Source organism: Puia sp. (assembly GCF_035546395.1).
Classification (GTDB): domain Bacteria; phylum Bacteroidota; class Bacteroidia; order Chitinophagales; family Chitinophagaceae; genus Puia.
Window position 1 is genome coordinate 576,030 of record NZ_DASZXR010000015.1, and the last position, 19,501, is coordinate 595,530.

General features: G+C 55.4%; 16 protein-coding genes. 8 read left to right on the top strand and 8 right to left on the bottom strand.

Annotated features, from left to right (window positions below; genetic code table 11):
• The first annotated feature begins 31 nt into the window (after nucleotides 1–31).
• Nucleotides 32–376, top strand: a complete 345-nt coding sequence (locus VHE34_RS20495) for a DUF4870 domain-containing protein (RefSeq protein ID WP_325591208.1) — start codon at nucleotides 32–34, stop codon at nucleotides 374–376.
• A gap of 6 nt (nucleotides 377–382) precedes the next feature.
• Here VHE34_RS20495 and VHE34_RS20500 read toward each other — a convergent pair whose 3' ends face one another.
• Nucleotides 383–811, bottom strand: coding sequence for a GNAT family N-acetyltransferase (locus VHE34_RS20500; protein ID WP_325591212.1), 429 nt, complete (start codon nucleotides 809–811; stop codon nucleotides 383–385).
• 161 nt (nucleotides 812–972) lie between these two features.
• Between VHE34_RS20500 and VHE34_RS20505 the strand changes: the two genes are divergently transcribed.
• The 6 genes from VHE34_RS20505 to VHE34_RS20530 all read left to right on the top strand — a co-directional run bounded on the left by VHE34_RS20505 (nucleotide 973) and on the right by VHE34_RS20530 (nucleotide 7,546).
• Nucleotides 973–1,209, top strand: a complete 237-nt coding sequence (locus tag VHE34_RS20505; protein ID WP_038103191.1) for an acyl carrier protein — start codon at nucleotides 973–975, stop codon at nucleotides 1,207–1,209.
• 169 nt (nucleotides 1,210–1,378) lie between these two features.
• Nucleotides 1,379–2,629 (top strand): beta-ketoacyl-ACP synthase II, encoded by a 1,251-nt coding sequence (fabF, locus tag VHE34_RS20510; protein WP_325591218.1) that lies wholly within the window; start codon nucleotides 1,379–1,381, stop codon nucleotides 2,627–2,629.
• 45 nt (nucleotides 2,630–2,674) lie between these two features.
• Nucleotides 2,675–3,415 carry a ribonuclease III gene (rnc, locus tag VHE34_RS20515; RefSeq protein WP_325591220.1) on the top strand — a complete coding sequence of 247 codons (741 nt, stop codon included), beginning with the start codon at nucleotides 2,675–2,677 and terminating at the stop codon, nucleotides 3,413–3,415.
• Between the two features lie 328 nt (nucleotides 3,416–3,743).
• The gene (locus VHE34_RS20520) at nucleotides 3,744–4,961 is read left to right on the top strand and encodes a T9SS type A sorting domain-containing protein (RefSeq protein ID WP_325591222.1); all 1,218 of its coding nucleotides are present in this window, start codon (nucleotides 3,744–3,746) and stop codon (nucleotides 4,959–4,961) included.
• Nucleotides 4,962–5,075: 114 nt separating this feature from the next.
• Nucleotides 5,076–6,242, top strand: coding sequence for a T9SS type A sorting domain-containing protein (locus VHE34_RS20525; RefSeq protein ID WP_325591226.1), 1,167 nt, complete (start codon nucleotides 5,076–5,078; stop codon nucleotides 6,240–6,242).
• 92 nt (nucleotides 6,243–6,334) lie between these two features.
• Entirely contained in the window at nucleotides 6,335–7,546 is a 1,212-nt protein-coding gene (locus VHE34_RS20530) for a T9SS type A sorting domain-containing protein (RefSeq protein WP_325591229.1), read from the top strand.
• A 7-nt stretch (nucleotides 7,547–7,553) separates the two neighbouring features.
• On the opposite strand, the gene VHE34_RS20535 is transcribed toward VHE34_RS20530, so the two are convergent.
• From VHE34_RS20535 to VHE34_RS20565, 7 genes are all read right to left on the bottom strand, one after another.
• Nucleotides 7,554–8,378: a hypothetical protein gene (locus VHE34_RS20535; protein WP_325591235.1), complete on the bottom strand. Its 825-nt coding sequence runs from the start codon at nucleotides 8,376–8,378 to the stop codon at nucleotides 7,554–7,556.
• Between the two features lie 4 nt (nucleotides 8,379–8,382).
• A complete protein-coding gene (locus VHE34_RS20540) occupies nucleotides 8,383–9,303 on the bottom strand; it encodes a hypothetical protein (protein WP_325591238.1) in 921 nt (306 codons plus the stop codon).
• A gap of 1 nt (nucleotide 9,304) precedes the next feature.
• A complete protein-coding gene (locus VHE34_RS20545) occupies nucleotides 9,305–11,365 on the bottom strand; it encodes a hypothetical protein (RefSeq protein ID WP_325591240.1) in 2,061 nt (686 codons plus the stop codon).
• A 23-nt stretch (nucleotides 11,366–11,388) separates the two neighbouring features.
• A complete protein-coding gene (locus tag VHE34_RS20550; RefSeq protein ID WP_325591242.1) occupies nucleotides 11,389–12,645 on the bottom strand; it encodes an OmpA family protein in 1,257 nt (418 codons plus the stop codon).
• 90 nt (nucleotides 12,646–12,735) lie between these two features.
• On the bottom strand, nucleotides 12,736–13,365 hold the full coding sequence (locus tag VHE34_RS20555; protein WP_325591245.1) for a response regulator transcription factor: 630 nt from the start codon (nucleotides 13,363–13,365) through the stop codon (nucleotides 12,736–12,738).
• 55 nt (nucleotides 13,366–13,420) lie between these two features.
• A complete protein-coding gene (locus VHE34_RS20560) occupies nucleotides 13,421–15,259 on the bottom strand; it encodes a sensor histidine kinase (RefSeq protein ID WP_325591248.1) in 1,839 nt (612 codons plus the stop codon).
• A complete protein-coding gene (locus VHE34_RS20565; protein ID WP_325591251.1) occupies nucleotides 15,256–18,147 on the bottom strand; it encodes a sensor histidine kinase in 2,892 nt (963 codons plus the stop codon). The genes VHE34_RS20560 and VHE34_RS20565 overlap by 4 nt, the downstream gene beginning before the upstream one ends.
• A 39-nt stretch (nucleotides 18,148–18,186) precedes the next feature.
• On the opposite strand from VHE34_RS20565, the gene VHE34_RS20570 reads away from it, so the two are divergent.
• Nucleotides 18,187–19,347, top strand: coding sequence for an IscS subfamily cysteine desulfurase (locus VHE34_RS20570; protein ID WP_325591253.1), 1,161 nt, complete (start codon nucleotides 18,187–18,189; stop codon nucleotides 19,345–19,347).
• Nucleotides 19,348–19,501 lie beyond the last annotated feature (154 nt).

Genomic DNA, 19,501 nt, shown 5'->3' on the forward strand with positions numbered 1-19,501 from the left:
AATGGTATATTTAATTACTAAAACTACTACCATGCCGGAAGAATATCCCCTCTCCACCCCAACGAGCGACGAGCGGACGTTGGGCATACTTTCTCACATTCTGGCCATCGTGCCGGGCATCGGCATCTTCGGCCCCCTGGTGATCTGGCTGATAAAAAAAGACGAGTCGCAATTCGTAAACGTAACCGCAAAAGAGTCCCTCAATTTCCAGATCACGCTATGGATCATCGCCGTCATCCTGATCATAACGGTCATCGGCTTGTTCCTGCTCTGGATCCTGGGTATCCTAAACGTCATCCTCGTGATCATCGCGACCATCAAGACCAGCGAGAACAAGATCTACCGCTACCCCTTTAATTTCAGGTTGATTAAATAAGAGGCCCTACAACGCCTTCTCCATAATATAGTGTGGGATCGTCACCTCGACGAATTCATCGCCGGAGATGCCATAGCCGAGCTTCTGATAAAAGCCGACGGCCGTCTTCCGGGCATGCATACAAAGTTTCTTGTATCCGAGATCGCGGGCGATGTTCTCGGCGAAGATCATCAGCGCTCGCCCGACACCCTTCCCCTGCATGCTGTTGGGAACGGCCATCTGCCGGAGGCGAACCGTCTTCGCATCCATGCGGGTCAGCAGACAACAGCCAAGCAGCTTGTCATCCTCGAACGCCCCCATCAGTATATCGTCTTTTTCATGCTCCAGCTCTTCCTTTGTAAAGGATAACCCCAGCGGTTTACGCAATATTTCATTGCGCAGATTCACCATCTGCTGATATTCTTTTGTCCCGTGATCTATCATCCTAAGCGCCATGCTGTTGTTGTATTTTGCGTGCCCCTGGCCGGTAATCGGCCTGCCCCGGTCCGGGGAGGCCGAAGTTATTAAAATTACTAAATCCGGGCTGGAAATCTGTTTTTTGTTCTGTTAGTGGGAAAATAATACTTTTGCATCCGTATAACTAAAATTTAATCAAAATGTCAGACATCGCTACAAGGGTTAAGAAGATTATCGTCGACAAACTGGGGGTTGAAGAAGCCGAGGTTACTAATGAGGCTTCCTTCACCAATGATCTGGGGGCAGACTCCCTGGATACCGTCGAGCTGATAATGGAATTCGAGAAAGAGTTCAACATCTCCATTCCGGACGAACAAGCCGAGACCATCACTACCGTCGGTCAGGCAATCGCTTACCTGGAAGAGCACGCAAAATAAGCATTGGCTGTATATTTGATGTTGATTTGGGTTGTTCTGGGTTTCACCGCAATAAACTCGTTTGATCCGCCTTTTCAAGCATTTGGGCTTAGAAGGCGGATTTTATCCTTAAATTACCGGAGCCTCTGAAAGGGTTCCCACGAGCACAAAAATCCTTGGAAATTCCACTATGCAATTGAAAAGAGTTGTTGTAACGGGCATTGGTGCCCTCACACCACTGGGTAACAATACACAAGATTACTGGAAGGGATTGCTAAATGGCGTTTCCGGCGCTGGTCCTATCACCCTGTTCGATGCTTCAAAATTCAAAACGAAATTTGCCTGTGAACTGAAGGGTTTCGATCCCCTGCAATATCTTGACAAAAAGGAGTCCCGCAAGGTGGACCGCTATACACAGATAGCGCTCGCTGCCAGCGACGAAGCCGTCAGGGATTCCGGCATCGACAAAGAAAAGATGAACCCCGACCGTATCGGCGTCGTCTTTGCCAGCGGCATCGGCGGCCTCATCTCCTTTCAGGATGAAGTGATCAACTTCGCCAAAGGCGACGGGACACCCCGCTTCAATCCTTTCTTCATTCCCAAGATGATCCTCGATATCGCCGCCGGTCAGATCTCGATGCGGCACGGGTTCCGGGGACCTAACTTCGCAGTGACAAGCGCATGCGCCTCCTCCACCAACGCCATCATGGAAGCCTTTAACCTGATCCGTCTCGGCATGGCCGACGTCCTGGTCAGCGGCGGCTCCGAAGCGGTCGTCAGCGAGGCCGGGGTCGGCGGATTCAACGCCATGAAGGCATTAAGCGAACGCAACGACGATCCGGCGACCGCCAGCCGGCCTTATGATAAGGACCGCGATGGATTCGTCATGGGCGAAGCCGCCGGCGTAGTCATCCTCGAAGAGCTCGAACACGCAAAGGCCCGCGGCGCCCATATCTATTGCGAAATCGCCGGTTGCGGCGCGACGGCCGACGCCTATCACCTCACCGCCCCCCATCCGGAAGGCCTCGGGGCCAAGAACGTAATGCTCGCCGCCCTGCAGGACGCACAGATGAAGCCGGAAGACATCGATTATATCAATACCCACGGCACCTCCACTCCGCTCGGCGACGTTGCGGAAATGAAGGCGATCATGAATGTCTTCGGCGACCGCGCCTTCGATATCAATATCAGCAGCACCAAATCGATGACCGGCCATTGCCTCGGCGCCGCGGGCGTCATCGAAGCCATCGCCTGTATGCTCGGTGTCGTCAACGACCAGATCCCGCCGACGATCAATCACTTTACCGACGACCCTGAGCTGGACCCAAGGCTGAACTTCACTTTCTGGAAACCACAACAAAAGACCGTTCGGGCCGCTTTGAGCAACACGTTTGGCTTTGGTGGTCATAATGCCTGCGTTATTGTTAAGAAGTACCAATAGGGACAAATGTTTTTTTATTGGATGAAAAAACCGTAGATTGTTATAGTGGGAATTCTGGAACGCATCATAAAAGGCGATGCCGCCGTTAATTCGTTCAAAAAGCAACTTCGAAATGTGCTCGGGTTTACCCCGGGCAAGGCTGTCCTGTATAAAACAGCCCTTACCCATCGCTCCGTAAAAGATGGGGCCGACGAAAACAACGAACGTCTCGAATACCTCGGCGACGCCATCCTCAGCGCCATCATCGCGGATTTTCTCTTCAAAAAATACCCGTATAAGGAAGAAGGCTTCCTGACCGAAATGCGAAGCAAGATGGTCAACCGCAACCAGCTCAATGAGATCGCCATCAAGATGGGACTCAAGAAGATCAGCAATTTCAACAAGTTCGACAGCAGCCTCAAGATGAGCCAGATCTTCGGCAACACCCTCGAGGCCATCGTAGGCGCCATCTATCTCGACAAAGGATTCGACAAGACCCGCCAGTGGGTCATCGAACGCGTGATCCAGCCCTATCTCTTCCTCGACGACCTCGAAAACCTCGAGATCAATCATAAGAACAAGCTCTACGGTTGGGCCAACAAGAACGGCAAGAACCTCGAATTCGAAACCCTCGACGAACGGATCGAAGGCGGTCGGCGGCTCTTCACCGTTGGAGCCGTTGTAGACGGAGAATTACTATCCTCCGGCAAAGCCTATAATAAGAAGGATGCTAGCCAGATAGCCGCGCAGCTGGCGCTTGACAAATTGGGCCTCAGTAAGTTAGATGCAGGTGACGACGTCGCCTAACCGCCCCGCTTCCCTCCCCCGGAGTCTGGGTAGTTACCAATGAATTATTTTTGAGCGTTTCCTTGCACAATCATAGTATTTGTACTAATTTTAACGCCTACTTACCTCCGTCCACGAGAGAAGCGTTATTCCTGAACGCACAACACCCAATCATCCTTTTTAAAGTCAAAGACCAAACTCAAGCCTCCAGCAAGAGCAGAAGAATCCATTATTGTCTATGTGAGTTGAAATCCACTATTGTCTATGGTTTACCCCTGACGAACAGGACTATGCGTAGTCCTGGGCCGCAGAAATGCAACCACAATTTTTAATTCAACCACTTGTGAACATGAAAAAGTTTTACACTCTAGTTTGTGCTGGATTCTTATTTTCTTTCTCGGCTTCGGCCCAGGGGACCCCGGTCCCCGGCTTTACCGGAGGTAAATTCACAGCCGTAGCGCCCACAGACTTCAGAACGACTGCCGGTTGGGTAGGCGGCGTTCTCCCCCCCTCGACGTTTAATCCCGGTTCCAATAACGGCCAATGCAATAACTGCCAGATCGACCTCGAAGTCGTCGGCGGTGGAACGGTAACCCTGAATGCGGGACTGCTGCTGACCGGGGGATCGGAACTGCTGATCGGCCCCGGCACGACCCTGCTGCTCCCTCCCTCCGGCGCCACCAACCCTCTTAACGGCAACGGGATCGATCTTACCGATCAAAACCCCGGCGGCCAGGTCAACCGCATCGTTTGGGCAGACGGTACCGCAAAACTGGATGCTTCGCAGCTGACCAGCACCGACATATATGATGGAGTCTACACCTCCATCATGAGCGCCCCGGGCGTCACCCCGCAGACCTTCGACCTGACCAAGCAGATCGGCGTAGCTCCGAACGGGTTCCATGCCATCGCCGGAGGCGCCGTCACCCAGACCAGCAGCGGCACCCCCCAGTACGGCAACGGCCTCGGCATCAATGGCCCCATTACACTGGCCAATACCAACGGCATCATCTCGCTGCCCATCATCGTCTCTTCTTTCACAGCTAACCTCATCGACCAGAATGTCGTCAACCTGGCCTGGACTACCGCCCTCGAATCCAATGCCGACCATTTCGCCATCCAGCGTAGTGCCGACGCCGGCGCCCACTGGGCGACCCTGGGTACGGTATCCGCCAAAGGCGGCACCACCGCAACGGACTACACCTATTCCGACAGCAAACCCGCCAACGGGACAAGCGAATATCGCCTTCAACTGGTGGACAAGGACGGTACCTACAAATATTCCGAAGTAAGGACCATCCGCAATGGCCTGATCAACGCGGTAAGCGTATTCCCCAACCCGGCTCATGACTATGTCAACGTCGCGCTTGGCGGCAAAGCCACCGAGAACATCCTCATCCGCCTCTATAACCAGAACGGCCAGCTGATACAGCTGAAAAATGTCGCAAACGCCGGCGGATCGACCGTTCCCCTGTCAGTCAGCGGTTACTCCGAAGGCACCTATTTCATCGTCGTAAACGGTGCAGATGGTAGCAAACAAGTCTCTAAGTTCTTGATCTCAAAGTAAGTACGAAAAACCTACATATAAGCCGCCCCCGCAAGGGCGGCTTTTTTTGTCTTCAAATGGAAAATAAATATTCTGTGTTTGCAGTTATTGAGACAAATCCATTATCCGTCTACTATGGGACGCCCCGATCCATTCCTGTTGAAAAACCTGTGCCTCTCCATATGCATAGGAATGCTGATCCATAGCCGCAGCTACGGCCAATGCCAGAATTACCAGGCGACAAAGTCCTACGACACTACGCTGAGCAACACGGGATTTGCCGTTTACACCCTTCCCTTCCCGCAGTTCGACCCCGACTCGGGCCTGCTCATCTCCGTAAAACTCTCCGCCAACGTCACCTCCAGTTACGGCTTCAACCTGACCAATCTCAATCCCACTCCGGCTACCTACGATCTCACCGTCGGCCAGGAAGATATGTATATGGTTTCCGGCCGCCCCTCCGTCGTAAGGATGACGCCGAAGCCTATCGGAACCTACACCCTGGGCACCGGTGAATCCGAATCTCAGGCTCTCTTCCCCTTAATCACCAACAACGTCACCGTCGACAGTATCACTGACGCCACCGGACCCTTCATGGGCAAAGGCAACGTCAGCGTCAGATACATGTCCTTTACATACACCAGCCTCCTGGCGTATAACAGCCCCGCCTACACATTCAGCAGCTCGACAATCAGCGCGACAAAGTTCTCCATGTCCTACCTGTATTGCCGCACCGGCATCGTCCTCGCCACCGACCTGACCCGCTTCACCGCCACGCTCGCCGCACCATCCACCGTACAGCTGGACTGGTCCACGGTCAACGAAACAGCCGCCCGCCAGTACGAGATCCAACGCAGCGAAGACGGACACAGCTTCACGACCACCGCTACGATGAACGCCAACGGCGATCTCAGCTCTGCCAACTATACGTACAACGATGTCCTGCCTCACGGCGCCAATGGGAATGTCTTCTACCGCCTGCAAATGAACGACAACGGGAAATTCACCTGGTCCCCCGTAAAACAAGTGTCGGTCGGGTCGTCGGGGAAAAACCTGCGCATTTATCCAAACCCCGCAACGGATCATATCGACATCGCCACCGGCACGCCAAACGGCGACTGGCAGGTGGACATCCTCTCTGCCTCCGGCGGCCTCGTACAACACGCGGCCTTCCTTCAATCCAATCTTCTTCATCTCCCTTTCAGCAACCATCTGTCCGCCGGACCATACTTTGTACGTATCACGGACCTTCGCGGCCAACGGGTATCCATATCCTCTTTCATCGTCCGCGATCCCGGGTGATCGATAAGGGAAACCTTTAGAGCGCAACAATCGCACAAAATAAAAATCGATTATTCGAAGTTATTAGCGCGGAATCCAAAAGAAAGATCCCTATGAAACCGTGCAGAATCCAATATCCCGGGGTGTCCATACCCCTGTTGCTGTTCCTGTTGATCAGTGCTTCATTTCTCTTTCCCCTTCGTCTTTCCGCACAAGGGTGCGGCGGTACGCTCGGCTCCTATGTCTATGACACCGTTGTCATCCGAACGGATCCGCAAGACCCGCCTTCTTTCGATTACACGATACCGCTCTTCCCGCAAAGCCAGACCTCGTTGTATGCAATGACGATCGAATCACAAGTGTCGGTCAACCCGAGGCTGGTGATCCAAAATCAAAAGGGGTCTCCGGCCGGTGCTTCAACCATCGCCCTTTACCGATCGGATGACGTTCTCAACAATGCAACGGGCGAAGATCTCTTCGGCGCCAATACCTTCAGCAGGCTATGGACCATCCCCGCGCTTGCGGACCAACAGCAGGCTGCCCTGACCGCGGCTCACCCGGTCATCGGCTACCCCCTCGTTTACGATTCGCTCACCACGGCCGACCGAACGCTCGACAACGGATCGTATTCGGGCACGGGATCACAGAAATACACCTACAGCACCACCACGGCGCTCAACATGCCCAATTACTATTCGGTAGTCTCCTATTCGGATACCGTCCGTTTCAAGGTCTCCTATTTCTATTGCAGCCCCGGCGTCCTGGCCAATGATATACTGACCTTTGCGGCAGTGAAACAGAACGACGGCACCGTACTGCTCGGCTGGAGCACGACCAACGAAAAAGCCGGGCGGCAATACCAGGTGCAGGTGAGCAGCGACGGCTCGAACTATACCGGCTACACAACCGTCGATTCCGATCCGGTCGCCGCCGATGCCTCGTATACGTATTCCTATCCCGTCGATCCCACCGCCGCCGGGAGACTGTATTTCCGGCTTCGGATCGTTGATCAGTCGGGCGCCGTGAGCTTTTCGATCATCCGGATCATCGACCTCGATCGCGGGATGCAGGCAGTGAAAAATGACTTTTACCTCTACCCAAACCCCGCCGTCGACTATATCAGCATGAACATCCCCGGTAGCCCCCAACCCTGGCAGGTGGATATCATCGCCGCTGATGGCCGGCTGATACAACGCAGCCGGTTTACCAACACAAGTGCGCCGCGCATCGCCTTTACCCGCCAACTTCCCGCTGGAACCTATTTCGTTCGGGCAGTGAGCGCCAAACCCGGCCAGCGTTATACGCGTTCCTTCGTGGTGCGCTGATAACTTCTTATCGGACGATCATGCCATCAAGCTCGGCCGCCGGCCAGTCGGCCAGACAGCGCCGGATGGCCGTTGCATTGCCGGAGAGATGGACGGTGATGGTCTCGATCTGATCACATTTTATCTTTTTACCGGTCGGCCTGTATCCCCCGCCAAGCGGCGACTTTTTCCAGTCTCCCTGCAACAACAGCACGCAGTTGTGCGAACGATTGATCAGGTCTGCGGCGATCGGATCGGGCGCCGGGTTGCTCATCCAAATCGGTCCAGGACTGACCGCCGGCACGGCAACCTCGCCGGGCGTCTTGGCAAAGTCCATATTGAACCCGATCTCTGCGACGAGCACGGAGGCATCGCGGAAATGCACCCGCTGACTTTTTCGCTCGGCCTCAAAGCCGGCATCGGACCTTCCCGCACGGGCATTATCCAAACGCCGTTGAGCAAAACTCTGCTGCCAATTATCCCAGGCCCGCAACGAATCGGTATTGATGATGAACTGGAATCGAAAGACCATCCAGTGTGGCGGACGCTGCGGGTAGGCAAGGACGTTCCCGTTGGCGTCCCTCTCGCCCGATGCAAGATCCTCCGAGAGCTCGACGTACTCCCAACCTTCCTTTTGAGCCACCCGCTCCATCCATCCGAGCAGCTTCGCCCTCAACCGGTTTTCCATCGTGACCTCCCGCGGAAGCACCGGGTTGTCAAGCCGGCTGATACTATCCTCCGGCGATCCATAAGGGTCTGGCCGCGTCGTCGGACAATCGGCCGGGGCATAAGGACATTTCTGAGCGATAGCGCCGTTCGCCGCGAACAAAAGCAAAAAAAGAATTCGTCTCATTGAATTATGGTTTGCCGCCGCATGGAATGGAAGCCCCGCTCTGCGCGTTCACCAGCTTTGCATATTCTTCCGCCGCATCCTTCCACACATCACCGGAAAGACTCAGCATCGATGTCACACTCCCAAACCCCTGATGTTGGATACTTACCACCATCTGGCGAAAAGCGGGATTGCTTACCCCCTCGCCATACTTTGCTTTGGCCTCCATTTGATCGATGATGACCGCCTCGGCCTTCATCTTCGGCAGGTATTCGTTAAACAACGCCGCCATTTGCTCGACATAACTGTTCAGGGCCGCTACCCGGCGGGTCCGGTAGTCCACCTCATGTCCACGCAGACAGGCGCAGGTCGGTCCGGCATACCCGCCCTGCTGCACTTCGGGACAGTTGGGCGGCATATGTACCGAATCGAGGTTCTTGTTGATCTTTCCCCTTTTCTGCGCCATTTCAAGGCTGAGCCGGTTGATATTTCCCGCCGCTGTCTGGGCCTGGCCGATCAGCTTCATCACCGCCATATCGTCCGCCGATGGGGCGCCGCTGCTGCTTCGGTATTGTTGTGCCATCTGCTGGGGATTCGACGATTGAGCCGCCGCTGCCCGCTGCATGGCCTGCTGCTGCATCTGGGCGACCTGGTCGGCACTGGGTGGCGCCGTCGCCTGCGCCTTTGATGCGGACATGGCGGCCTTCATGATATTCTCCAGCCGGGCCTCAAGCCCGGTAAATGCCGGACCATTATCCTTTATGCTCACGATTTTCGTATCCGGGTCGATCAGCTTCGTGCTCTGGCCATAACAGGAAGCGCCGGAACCGGGAACGGGGATTTCAGTCAGCATGGTCGTGATACTGCCCTGCCAGGCGTTCTGGCCATGGACAAGGGACATGCATCCAAGCGACAAAACAGGTAAAAAGATCCTTTTCAAATACATATTATTTGATTTTTGGGTTGGCTTCATTTGTGATATTGATCCGATAGTAGCCGTAGATGACGGCATTTGCCTCTTGCGGGTTGATCTTTTTTGCGTCGAATTCCGCTTTGACCAACTGGGTCGAGTTGTTCTGGACAGGTAGTAGGAAATAGAGATAGACTATTTTCGCCAGGATCGGGGCGGAGACCCTGGACAACGCCTGCTGTTTGAATTCCATCATCTTTTCATAGGCGGCGCCGGGCGGCGCATTTCCCTGCGAGGCGGTCATCTGCGCCTTGAGGGCCTCCATCTGGACCCTGAGTTGTTCCGTCTGGCTTTTCAGTTCGTCCTTTGCCTTTTTTGCCTCGCCATCGGCGGCGAATTTCTTTTTGTTGCTGATATCCTCGAAATATTGTTCCATACCGATCTGGCCTTCCTGGGTCGTGGCGCCGCCGGGCCATACCCAGGTACCCGCTTGGGGTGGATTGGCGGTGAAGCCGGTGAGATTGATGGTATCGTTGCCGGGGTGACAGAAATCCATGGCGAGATTCGCGAGATGCACGGTATATTTTTTTGTACCGGTATATTTCGGCATCGGCCCGGGGGCGACGACCTGGGCCGCCAGGAGGGTCGCATCAAAATCCTGGAGTTCCTTCGCCATGTACCAGCCATTCCCATCGAAACCTGCCGTCTTTCGATTCTCATCCGCAACGACCCATTTATAACATTGTTTCTCGTCGTCCTGGAAGGAGGGGATAACGTGACATTCGCCTTTCAGATGCGCCAGTTTGTAGCCGTCTTTGACACCGATCTTGATATCCATATCGACCGTCATCTTGAAGCCGTTCACGATATTCGCCAGGCTTAGATAGAATTGATCGCTCACATCGCTGCTTTTGCCCCCCATCAACGCGGCGTCACGAACGATCGACAACATCAGGGGGATATTGCTGATCTGCCGCCAGTCATTCTTTTTAAGCTTGTCGACATATTGTGTCACGGATTTTTCCACCAGGTTTGACAAAACCGGCAATACGCTTGCGTCGTTATCCTGACCGCCGATCATCCGCCACTCCCTGTTGACCCGAAGAAAAGCGCGGACTATCGCCGGCGCAGCCTTATAGTTGTTCTTATTGTCGTACATCATTTTTTCCGCCCGCATATAGATATGATGCGCGATGGCATAAGTGGCATCCGAAAGCGCCCCGATGTCCATAAAGGCACAGGCGCCGGATTTGGACGGATCCTTTTTGTTCTTCGAGAAAAGATCGCCAAGCCCTTCAGGATAGGAGACCATATTCGTATTGATGCCCACGAGACCCAGATCGTGCAACAGGCCGAAGCCTTTTTTTGCGATAGCGACCTCCTCTTTGGCAAAATCGCGGGCATAGTTCCGATTTGTCGTGTCATACTGTTTCCGGAGATTGGAATCACAGCTGTAACAGTCGTAATCGGTTTCCGGCGGCTTAGGGTATTTCAGATCGTTCTTATGACCCTTCACCTGCGTATTATAATAGTCCATAACCTCATCGTAAATGGGTTTGACGGCTTTACATCCATCCGCGACGGCGTCGGCCAGGCTTCGGCCGGGGGCGGGAGAGGAGGACTTGTTCCCCGTACCCAACATATCCGCCGAGGGGTCGATCTTATATGCCTGTATGTCCTGCACCCGCTGTTCCGCATCGGGGATCAACAACTGATTGAGATGATGGGTCGTCGGGTCAAGGTTATCGCCAGGGTTCTGCAGACCTTTTAGATATTTTTGTTCATTGTCAAGGGCCTGGTCCATCCGCTTATTCCAGTCGTCTACGCTGCCGTTAGCCAGACTGACCGAGCCGTCGGGATTGAACGTGATGGTACCCCCGCCCGGCGGATTACCGGGAGGATCGTCCGGATCGGACGGGGCAGCGGGGGTAGACGGGGCGCCTGGGGTCGGGGTGCCTTTATCAATGATGAAAGTATGTTTGTTACCGTTCTTCCCCCAATGACCGGTGAACCAGAGGAAGTGATTGGCGTCCCAGAGGCCGGCCCCGCCGGAAGGGGATGTTTGCGCGTGAAGGACAAGAATTGTACAACAGAGCATCCCGGAAAAAAATACACTTTTAATCATATTTTTACGAATTCGATGCGTCGGTTATTGGCCTTTCCTTCAGGGGTGTTGTTGTCCGAAATGGGTTTGGTGTCGCCAAAGGCCTTCGTCGTGAGCCGGGAGGCGTCGATGCCCATGGTGACCAACTGGGCCTTGACGGCGTCCGCCCGCTGTTGAGACAGATCGAGGTTGTGGGCGGCAGCGCCGCTGTTGTCGGTATGTCCGTCGATCTCGAATTTCAGGTCCGGGTTGTCCTTCATTACTCCGGCGACCATATTCAACGTACCCATACCCTCCGGACGGATGGTCGCCTTGTCCACATCGAAGTTGATCCCATGCGTGACGATCTTGTTCTCGGTAAATTTCTTACCGATCATATTCATATTGCCGCCCGCCGCAATGCGAAAGTTCTTAAAGACGATCGGTGCTTCGGTGCCACCGATACCGCCGACATTTAAACGGGTAAGCTTGACTCCGGAGACATCGGGCATCACCAGCACCCTGTACTGATCCACATAGCATTTGATCTGATTTCCCTTACGGATCATCGCGGCATGGTGCCATTTGCCCTCGAAATGCTCCCCATCCCCCGGATAAGCGGCGCTGAAATCTTTGCCGAAATAACTTGTACTGACCTCCTTTCCAAAAAAGATCTGGCCCGTGCCGTCGTCACCACTGCCAAACAACAAGCCAGGTGTATAGGATCCATTGTTCGGAAAGAAATCGAATTCGATGGTGAAATTGTCCGGCAGATAGTTGTCCGGTGTTTTCATCCTTGGTGCGACCTGGACATAATTGCCTTCCGTCAGGCAGAAGGCCTGGACGCCCGCAACCTTATTGACCACCGCCTGGCCTTTCTCGAGCGACCAGTGGGTGGGAAATTCCCCGTCGGCGTCATCGGCGAAATTGTCGTCGAAGATGACCTGGTCGCCGGGGACAAAATCATAGTTGGAATAGGTCTTCAACGAGACCGGTGCATTGCCGCCTGCATCCTCCGCAGCTGCCGTCGCCCCCGCCGCCCCGGACACACCCGCGGCGCTTGCCTTGCTGCCGTCCGCCTTGGCGCCTTTATTCTTTTTCTTGAAAAGACCCTTTATCCCGTTCTCGGCCTTGTCGAGACTATTATTGATGCCGTTGGAGACATTGTTGTTGACGTGATCGCTGGCGCTTTGGCCTGCCGTCGTTTTGGGATCCGTGACCTGGGCCTGTACGGCTGCGGCAAAGCCGAAGGACAGGCAGGTTACCAGGAGGGGAAATGCAATGCTTTTTTTCATGGCTTGTCTATTTGGACAAATAGACAATAAAAGCAGGCACGGGTCAATCGGATGAATATATGATTTTGGATGGCGGCATCCGGTCGCGGATCACCGCCTTGGCCCAAGCACCCGGGCCACCGCTTCCGCCTTGGAGTTGACGTGAAGCTTATTGTAGATGTTGCAGATATGCGTCCGGATGGTACTGATGCTTACACAGTATTTGTCGGCGATCTTCTTATAGCTAAGTCCGTCGACAAGGGAATAAAGGATCTCATTCTCCCGCACCGTCAGCTGATAGTCCTGCACGATCGTCGTCGGCGCGGCCTGGAACGACTGGATGACCCGGCGGGCAATGCTCGAGGTCATCGGCGCGCCGCCCTGGTAGAGGTCGCGAACGGCCTGGATGATCTCCGCCGGCGGGGTCTTCTTCAAAAGATAGCCGCTCGCGCCGGCGCGGATGGCGTCGAAGATTTTTTCATCGTCATCGAAGACAGTGAACATCAAGATCTGGATGTTGGGGAAATGGGTCTTAACAGTCCGCACCCCTTCGATGCCGGAGATGTTGGGGAGACCGATATCCATAAGGATGATCTCTGGATTGGCCGCCCCCACCTCGCTGATGACATTCAGCAGGTTGCTCAGGGACGCCACGCACCGCATGCCTTCGGTCCGGTTGAACAGGCTCTCGAGGCTGGAACGCAACGTATTGTTGTCTTCTACGATGGCGATCTTGATCATTGCTCCAAATATGCAAAGGATTTGGCAGGATTCCAATCGGATGTTTATAGGATATTCAGGCGATATCGACCTGCAGCCGGACGGAACTACCCTGTCCGGGCGCCGAAACGATCTCCACCCTGGCATTCATTAACCCCGCCCGGCGCTGCATGCCGGTAAGTCCGTTACCCTTGCCAACCCGCGAAGAATCAAAACCCTTGCCGTTATCCCGAACGGCCAGAACCAAATGTCGCTCGTCGAACCGCACCTCCAGCCAGGCCTGCGTGGCATCGGCATATTTGACGAGATTGTTGATCGCCTCCTTGAGAATGAGATAGATATGCTGCCGGTAGTCCATCGGCAGCCGAACCTCGTTGATGTTCCTCTGGATATCGATGACATAGTCCACCCCCCTGGCCTCGAAGAGCGTGGTGGCGAAATGCCGCACCCGCATCAACAGGTTCTCCAGCGAATCATTGCGGGGATTGATACTCCAGACGATATCATCCATCCGCTCCATCAGCAGGATGGAGCTGTCCTTGATCTCGTTCATGGTCTCCATCGTCTGGCTGCCGGAATTCTCCCGGAGCGCCAGGTCGCTCAGGATAGAGATGCTGCTGAGGGTTGAGCCGATATCGTCATGCAGGTCCTGCGCGATCTTATTACGGATATGCTGCATCCGTTGCTGTAGCAGCTCATTGGCTTTTAATTGCTCGATCAGTTTTTCCTGGCTGCTGAGCTTTTCCCTCTCCGTCATCAGGCTCTTGTAGCTCAGACCCGCCGTGAAGCAAAGCACTTCCAGGACGATACCGGCCTGGGGAAAGACAAAGATGTCGGGAACGCCCAGGTCGATATGCCGGTTGATCTCCAGGTAACTGAAGATCAGGCCGAGGATATGCCCCGTAGCCACGCAAAGACTGCCGGAGATGATATAGAAGATCAGCGCCTGCCGGCGCCGGTACATATAGATCATAAATCCCAGCGTAAGCAGGAACACACCCGCAAAGACGACGGTGTAAACCAGGGTCTGAAACCCCCGGTCAAAGGTGGCGACGATGAAGATAAAGTCGAAGGCGGCATATCCAAGCAGGAAGACCTCGAGCCGGACGATCCATCGGTTGAGCCGGGGATGGTCGCGCGGGATCTCGAGAAAGCTTCGGATGAACCGGAAATAGACATAATAGGGGAGTATCAGCAGGGTCTTGCCGAGATAGATCTTCAGCACGGGCCAGCGGGTGAAGAGGACGTCCGTGCCAAAGAGGCCTTCCTGCTTGCTCAGGAAATAGAGACCGATCAACAGCATGTACAGGAAATAATACAGGTATTCCGGACGACGGACCATCAGCCATTGGAAGAAGGCATACAGCAGCTGACAGAGGAGAAAACCCTGAAAAAGCATTTGGAGGATGAGAAAGCCGTTGCTCGCCGGCAGATCGTGAACAAAGGCCGCGTTGAGGGAGTTTTCATCATAAAGGGCGATACCGTCGAAGGAATACTCGTCGGTGCGTTGACGGATCGTAACGCTGAGCCATTGGGTGGCATGAGGCGACAGTCGTAGCGGTAACGCCCCGGTTTGACGTTGAAGATAGCTGGCGCCCGCCGGCGTCCGGCGCAAGGTGCCGCCTTGCACCCGCTGGGATCCCATTCGCGCATCGATATAATCCAGCTCGCCGTAGCCAAGGGAGAACGGAACCGCGGAATCGCTGTTATTGTGCAGCATCGCACCGATCATAAAGACATGGTTACGGACACTGCGTCCCATCTCCCGGAAAAGGACGGTGTCGGTAACCGCCGCCGAATCGACGCGGCAAACAACGCTGTCGACCGAAAGCTTCGCCGCAAAATTGGCCACCGCCTGCCCGTGGCAAAGCCCGGCGATCAGCAGGCAATAGAATAGCAAAAGGACGCGTCTCACGGTCGGGTTATTTTTAGACTAAGGGTCACCGTAGTTCCTTCGCCGGGCGCGGTCCGGATGGCCAGATCGGCCTTCATCGCTCCGGCCCGGTTCTGCATATTGATGATGCCGTTTCCCGTGGCCATCGCCTCGGCGGGAAAGCCCCTGCCGTCATCGCTGATCTCGACCACAAGGTGATGCCGCTGGTAGCGGGCCCGGATATGCGCCCGCGCGGCATCCGAATATTTGACGAGGTTGTTGATCGCTTCTTTCATGATGAGGTAAAGATTCTGGCGATGGTCCATCAGCAGCCGCAGCCGGCGGATCTCCGGCTCGATATCTATCTCATACTCTATGCCCCGGGCTTCGAAAAGTTGAGCGGCAAAGCGCTTGACCCGAAGCATAAGGCTTTCCAGGGTGTCGTTGCGCGGGTTGATACTCCATACAATATCGTCCATTTTTTCCAGCAGCGAAAGAGAGTTGTCCCGGATCTCTTTCAGCATCGGCGTCAGCAGTGTGCCGTTGCCGCCGCCGCCCTTTGCCTCCTCCTCCTGTAAGGCCATATCGCTGAGGATCGAGATGCTGCTAAGAGTCGAACCGGTGTCATCATGCAGATCGGTGGAGATGCGGGCACGCAATCTTTCGATGGCGAGAGCCTGGTGCAGGCGATAACGATAAAGCCCATAGACGAGGCTGAGAACCGCAAGCGTCGTAAGCGTGAGGAACCAGGGCGTTCGCCAGAAGGGGGCGGCGATGGAGAACGCAATAACGGCCGGTTCCCGGCTCAGCAGCCCATCGGCGTTGCGGGCCTGGACAAGGAAGCGGTAGTCGCCCGGCGCAAGGTTCATGTAGTTGACATAGCGTCTGTCGGTAAAGGCATTCCAGCCGGTATCGAGACCTTCGAGGCGATAGCGGTAGCGAACCCGGTCTTCATCGCGAAAGCTGAGGGCGGCAAAGTCCACCGAGACATTATTCTGGTTATAGGCAAGCCGCCGCAGGCGGGTGCCGCCCGTGAAGAGGCGGAAGTTGCTGTCCGCCTGCCCATTGACCGCCAGTTTCAGCAGCCGTACGGGCGGGGCGAGGCTGTCGGGTTGCTGGCCGTGGAGGCTGTATTCCAGCACACCCCGGGATGTTCCCAGCCAAAGGGTGTCCGATTGCAGCAGCGCCGTATTGAATTCCACCGGCACGCGGTCGTCGTTAAAGGTGATATGCCGCGGCGGTGTATGATAGGCGCCTGCCTCGAGTTCGTCGAGGCCGTTGTTGGTGGCCAGGAACACCTGACGGCCGTCGATGATGACATCCTTTATCCAGTTGCCGCTGAGCCCCTGGTCGCGGGTGATATTGATCACGGAGTCGCCGGTTCGGCTGATGATGAAGAGACCCCCGGTCCGCGTGCCCACTAATAAATGTCCCGTGCCGTCGTCGAGCAGGCTGCGTACCAACAGGCGGGGAGAGCCATTTTCTGCCGACCAGCTGCGAATGGTCCGCAAGCTGTCATCCATCCACTTCAACTTCCGCAATCCGGCCAGCGCGTAACCGACCCAAAGGGATCCGTCCTCATCCCGCCCAATGCCCGTGATCCGCTGGTCGACCAAATGATCGAACACCGGCGAATGCAATTGATCGTTCTCGACATAATGCACCCGGCCGTCTGTTCCGCCCAGCCAAAGGATGCCGCTATGATCTTCATATATACTGCTGATGACGGAAGCACTGCGCAATCGCGCGACCCCCTTATCCACGCAATAAAGCCCGCTGGACGTGCAGAGCCAGATGCGCCGCCTTCTGTCTTTCCTCATCGCATAGACGAAACCATAGCGCCTGCCCCCTGACGTATGCTCTTCGTGTGCGTCGCCGCCGTCGAACCGGAAGACGTTTTCATAGCTTCCCGCCCAAAGGCGTTGATTCTCGTCCTTGGCCAGCGCGGTGATGGTCGCGCCCTCGTCGCCCTCCCGCACCGGGAAGAAACGGTAGCCCGCCGGCGTCAGCTTCGCAAGGCCATTCTCCGTACCCAGCCACACGATACCTTCCAGGTCCGAGCAGCCACAATGGACCTCGTTCGAGGGCAAACCGTTGTCGCGGGTGAAATGTTCGGGAACGCGTCCGGGCTGCTGCCGCCAGATGCCGCTGCCGGCGCCGGTATACCAGCGGGTGTGGTTTCGATCGAAAAAGATATTGCCGACGGGACCGGCAACAACAGCCACAGGCGCCTGCCCGATGCCCGTCTGATAATAGAGTCCTTTACTCGTCGCGATCCAGACCGTATCCCTCGAAACCACCAGCTTTGTGACTTCTATACCCTTTAAAACGCGAGTGGCAAACCTCCATCCATCTTTTTCCCGCCTGTATAATTCGAGCCCATTTGAAAGCCCGATGAAAATATCTCCCTTGGAGCAGCATGCCGTTGCCGTGATCTGCCGGTCCAGATCCTTATTCGCAGAATCAAAGACTGCGAATCGGGTCCCGTCGAAAACGTACGCATTATGATCGGTCCCGCAAAACATCCGCCCGTCCGGCAGCTCGGTCAGATGAAGGATACTGTTGGATTGCGACCCAATATTCACCGTATCGGGAAGCCAGTTGGAAAACACCCCGTCGGCATAGCGGTAAAGCCCGCTGTACCAACTCCCGATCCACACCTGGCGCCGCCGGTCTTCACAGAATTGATTCACAAAGATCTGGCCGCTGCGCGTGCTCATCGCCGGCTGCTGGAACCGGCTGCCGTCATACCAATTCACGCCGTTATAGGTTCCCACCCAAAGCATACCCCTGGAATCCCGCAATACCGCGCTGATGCTCGCCGCGTTGAGGCCCTCCCGCGTGCCATAATTACGCACCGGCAGTACCTGCGCGTGGACAGCGCTCAGCCCGAAGCCAAAGAGTAAAAGGGGTATCAGCAGTCTTCTCATGTTATCGGCTTGCTTTAAAGATATTATTAATTTTGTCAAATGAACCTACCCATCTATCTCGACTACAACTCCACCACCCCGGTCGATCCCCGGGTGTTGGAAGCAATGCTGCCGTATTTCACGCAGAAGTTTGGCAACGCGGCCAGCCGTAGCCACGCCTTTGGCTGGGAAGGGGAGGAGGCCGTGGATATCGCGCGCGAACAGGTGGCCCGGCTCCTGGGCGCGGAGACAAAGGAGATCGTCTTCACTTCCGGCGCAACCGAAGGCGACAACCTGGCCCTAAAAGGAGTCTTCGAGGCCTACGCCTCGAAAGGCAATCATTTCATCACCGTCGTCACCGAGCACAAGGCGGTGCTTGACACGGCGCATCATATCGAACGGCTGGGCGGGGAAGTCACCTTCCTGCCGGTAAACCCCGAAGGTTTCATCGATCTGGGTCAGCTGGAGGCGGCCATCCGCCCAACGACGGTGCTCATCGCCGTCATGTATGCCAATAACGAGATCGGGGTGATCCAGCCGATACCTGCCATTAGCGCCATCGCCCGGCGACACGGTATTCCTTTTTTCACCGATGCCACCCAGGCGGTGGGAAAGGTCCCCATCGACGTCAATGCCGACGGCATCGATCTGCTCACGCTCAGCGCCCATAAGATGTATGGCCCCAAAGGCATCGGCGCCATCTATGTGCGGCGCCGCGACCCCCGGGTGCGGCTGACGGCGCAAATGGATGGAGGCGGCCACGAACGGGGGATGCGCAGCGGGACGCTAAATGTCCCCGCCATCGTCGGCCTTGGCATGGCCTGTGAAATCTGCGAACGGGAGATGATCGCGGAAGCAGCAAGGGTGGCAAAGCTGCGCGACAGACTGGAGACGGGCCTTCTGGCCATCGATGGCGCCCGGGTCAATGGAAGCCGCGAATTCCGGCTGCCGCATACGACCAACCTCTCCTTCCCCGGCGTCGATGGCGAGGCACTGCTCGCCGGTCTCGGCAAGGACGTAGCACTGTCCTCGGGCTCCGCCTGTACTTCGGCCTCCATGGAACCCAGCTACGTGCTAAAAGCGCTCGGCGTTGAAGACCAACTGGCACACAGTTCCTTACGTCTCGGGCTGGGCCGCTTCACCACGGAAGAAGAAGTGGACTATGCCATCGGCCGGATCAGGGAAACCGTCACCAGGCTGCGGGAAAGGGCGCTCCAATAAATATTAAAAATTATTTACATTATTAGATTATAATAAATACTAATATTTTTGCCTGATCCAAAAAGACCGCCGGCCAATGGCCCTGTTCATGATCACTTTAAATGGGAAAATAGGGAGCGGGATCCAAAATTGTGAATGCCCTAAAACAAAAAAC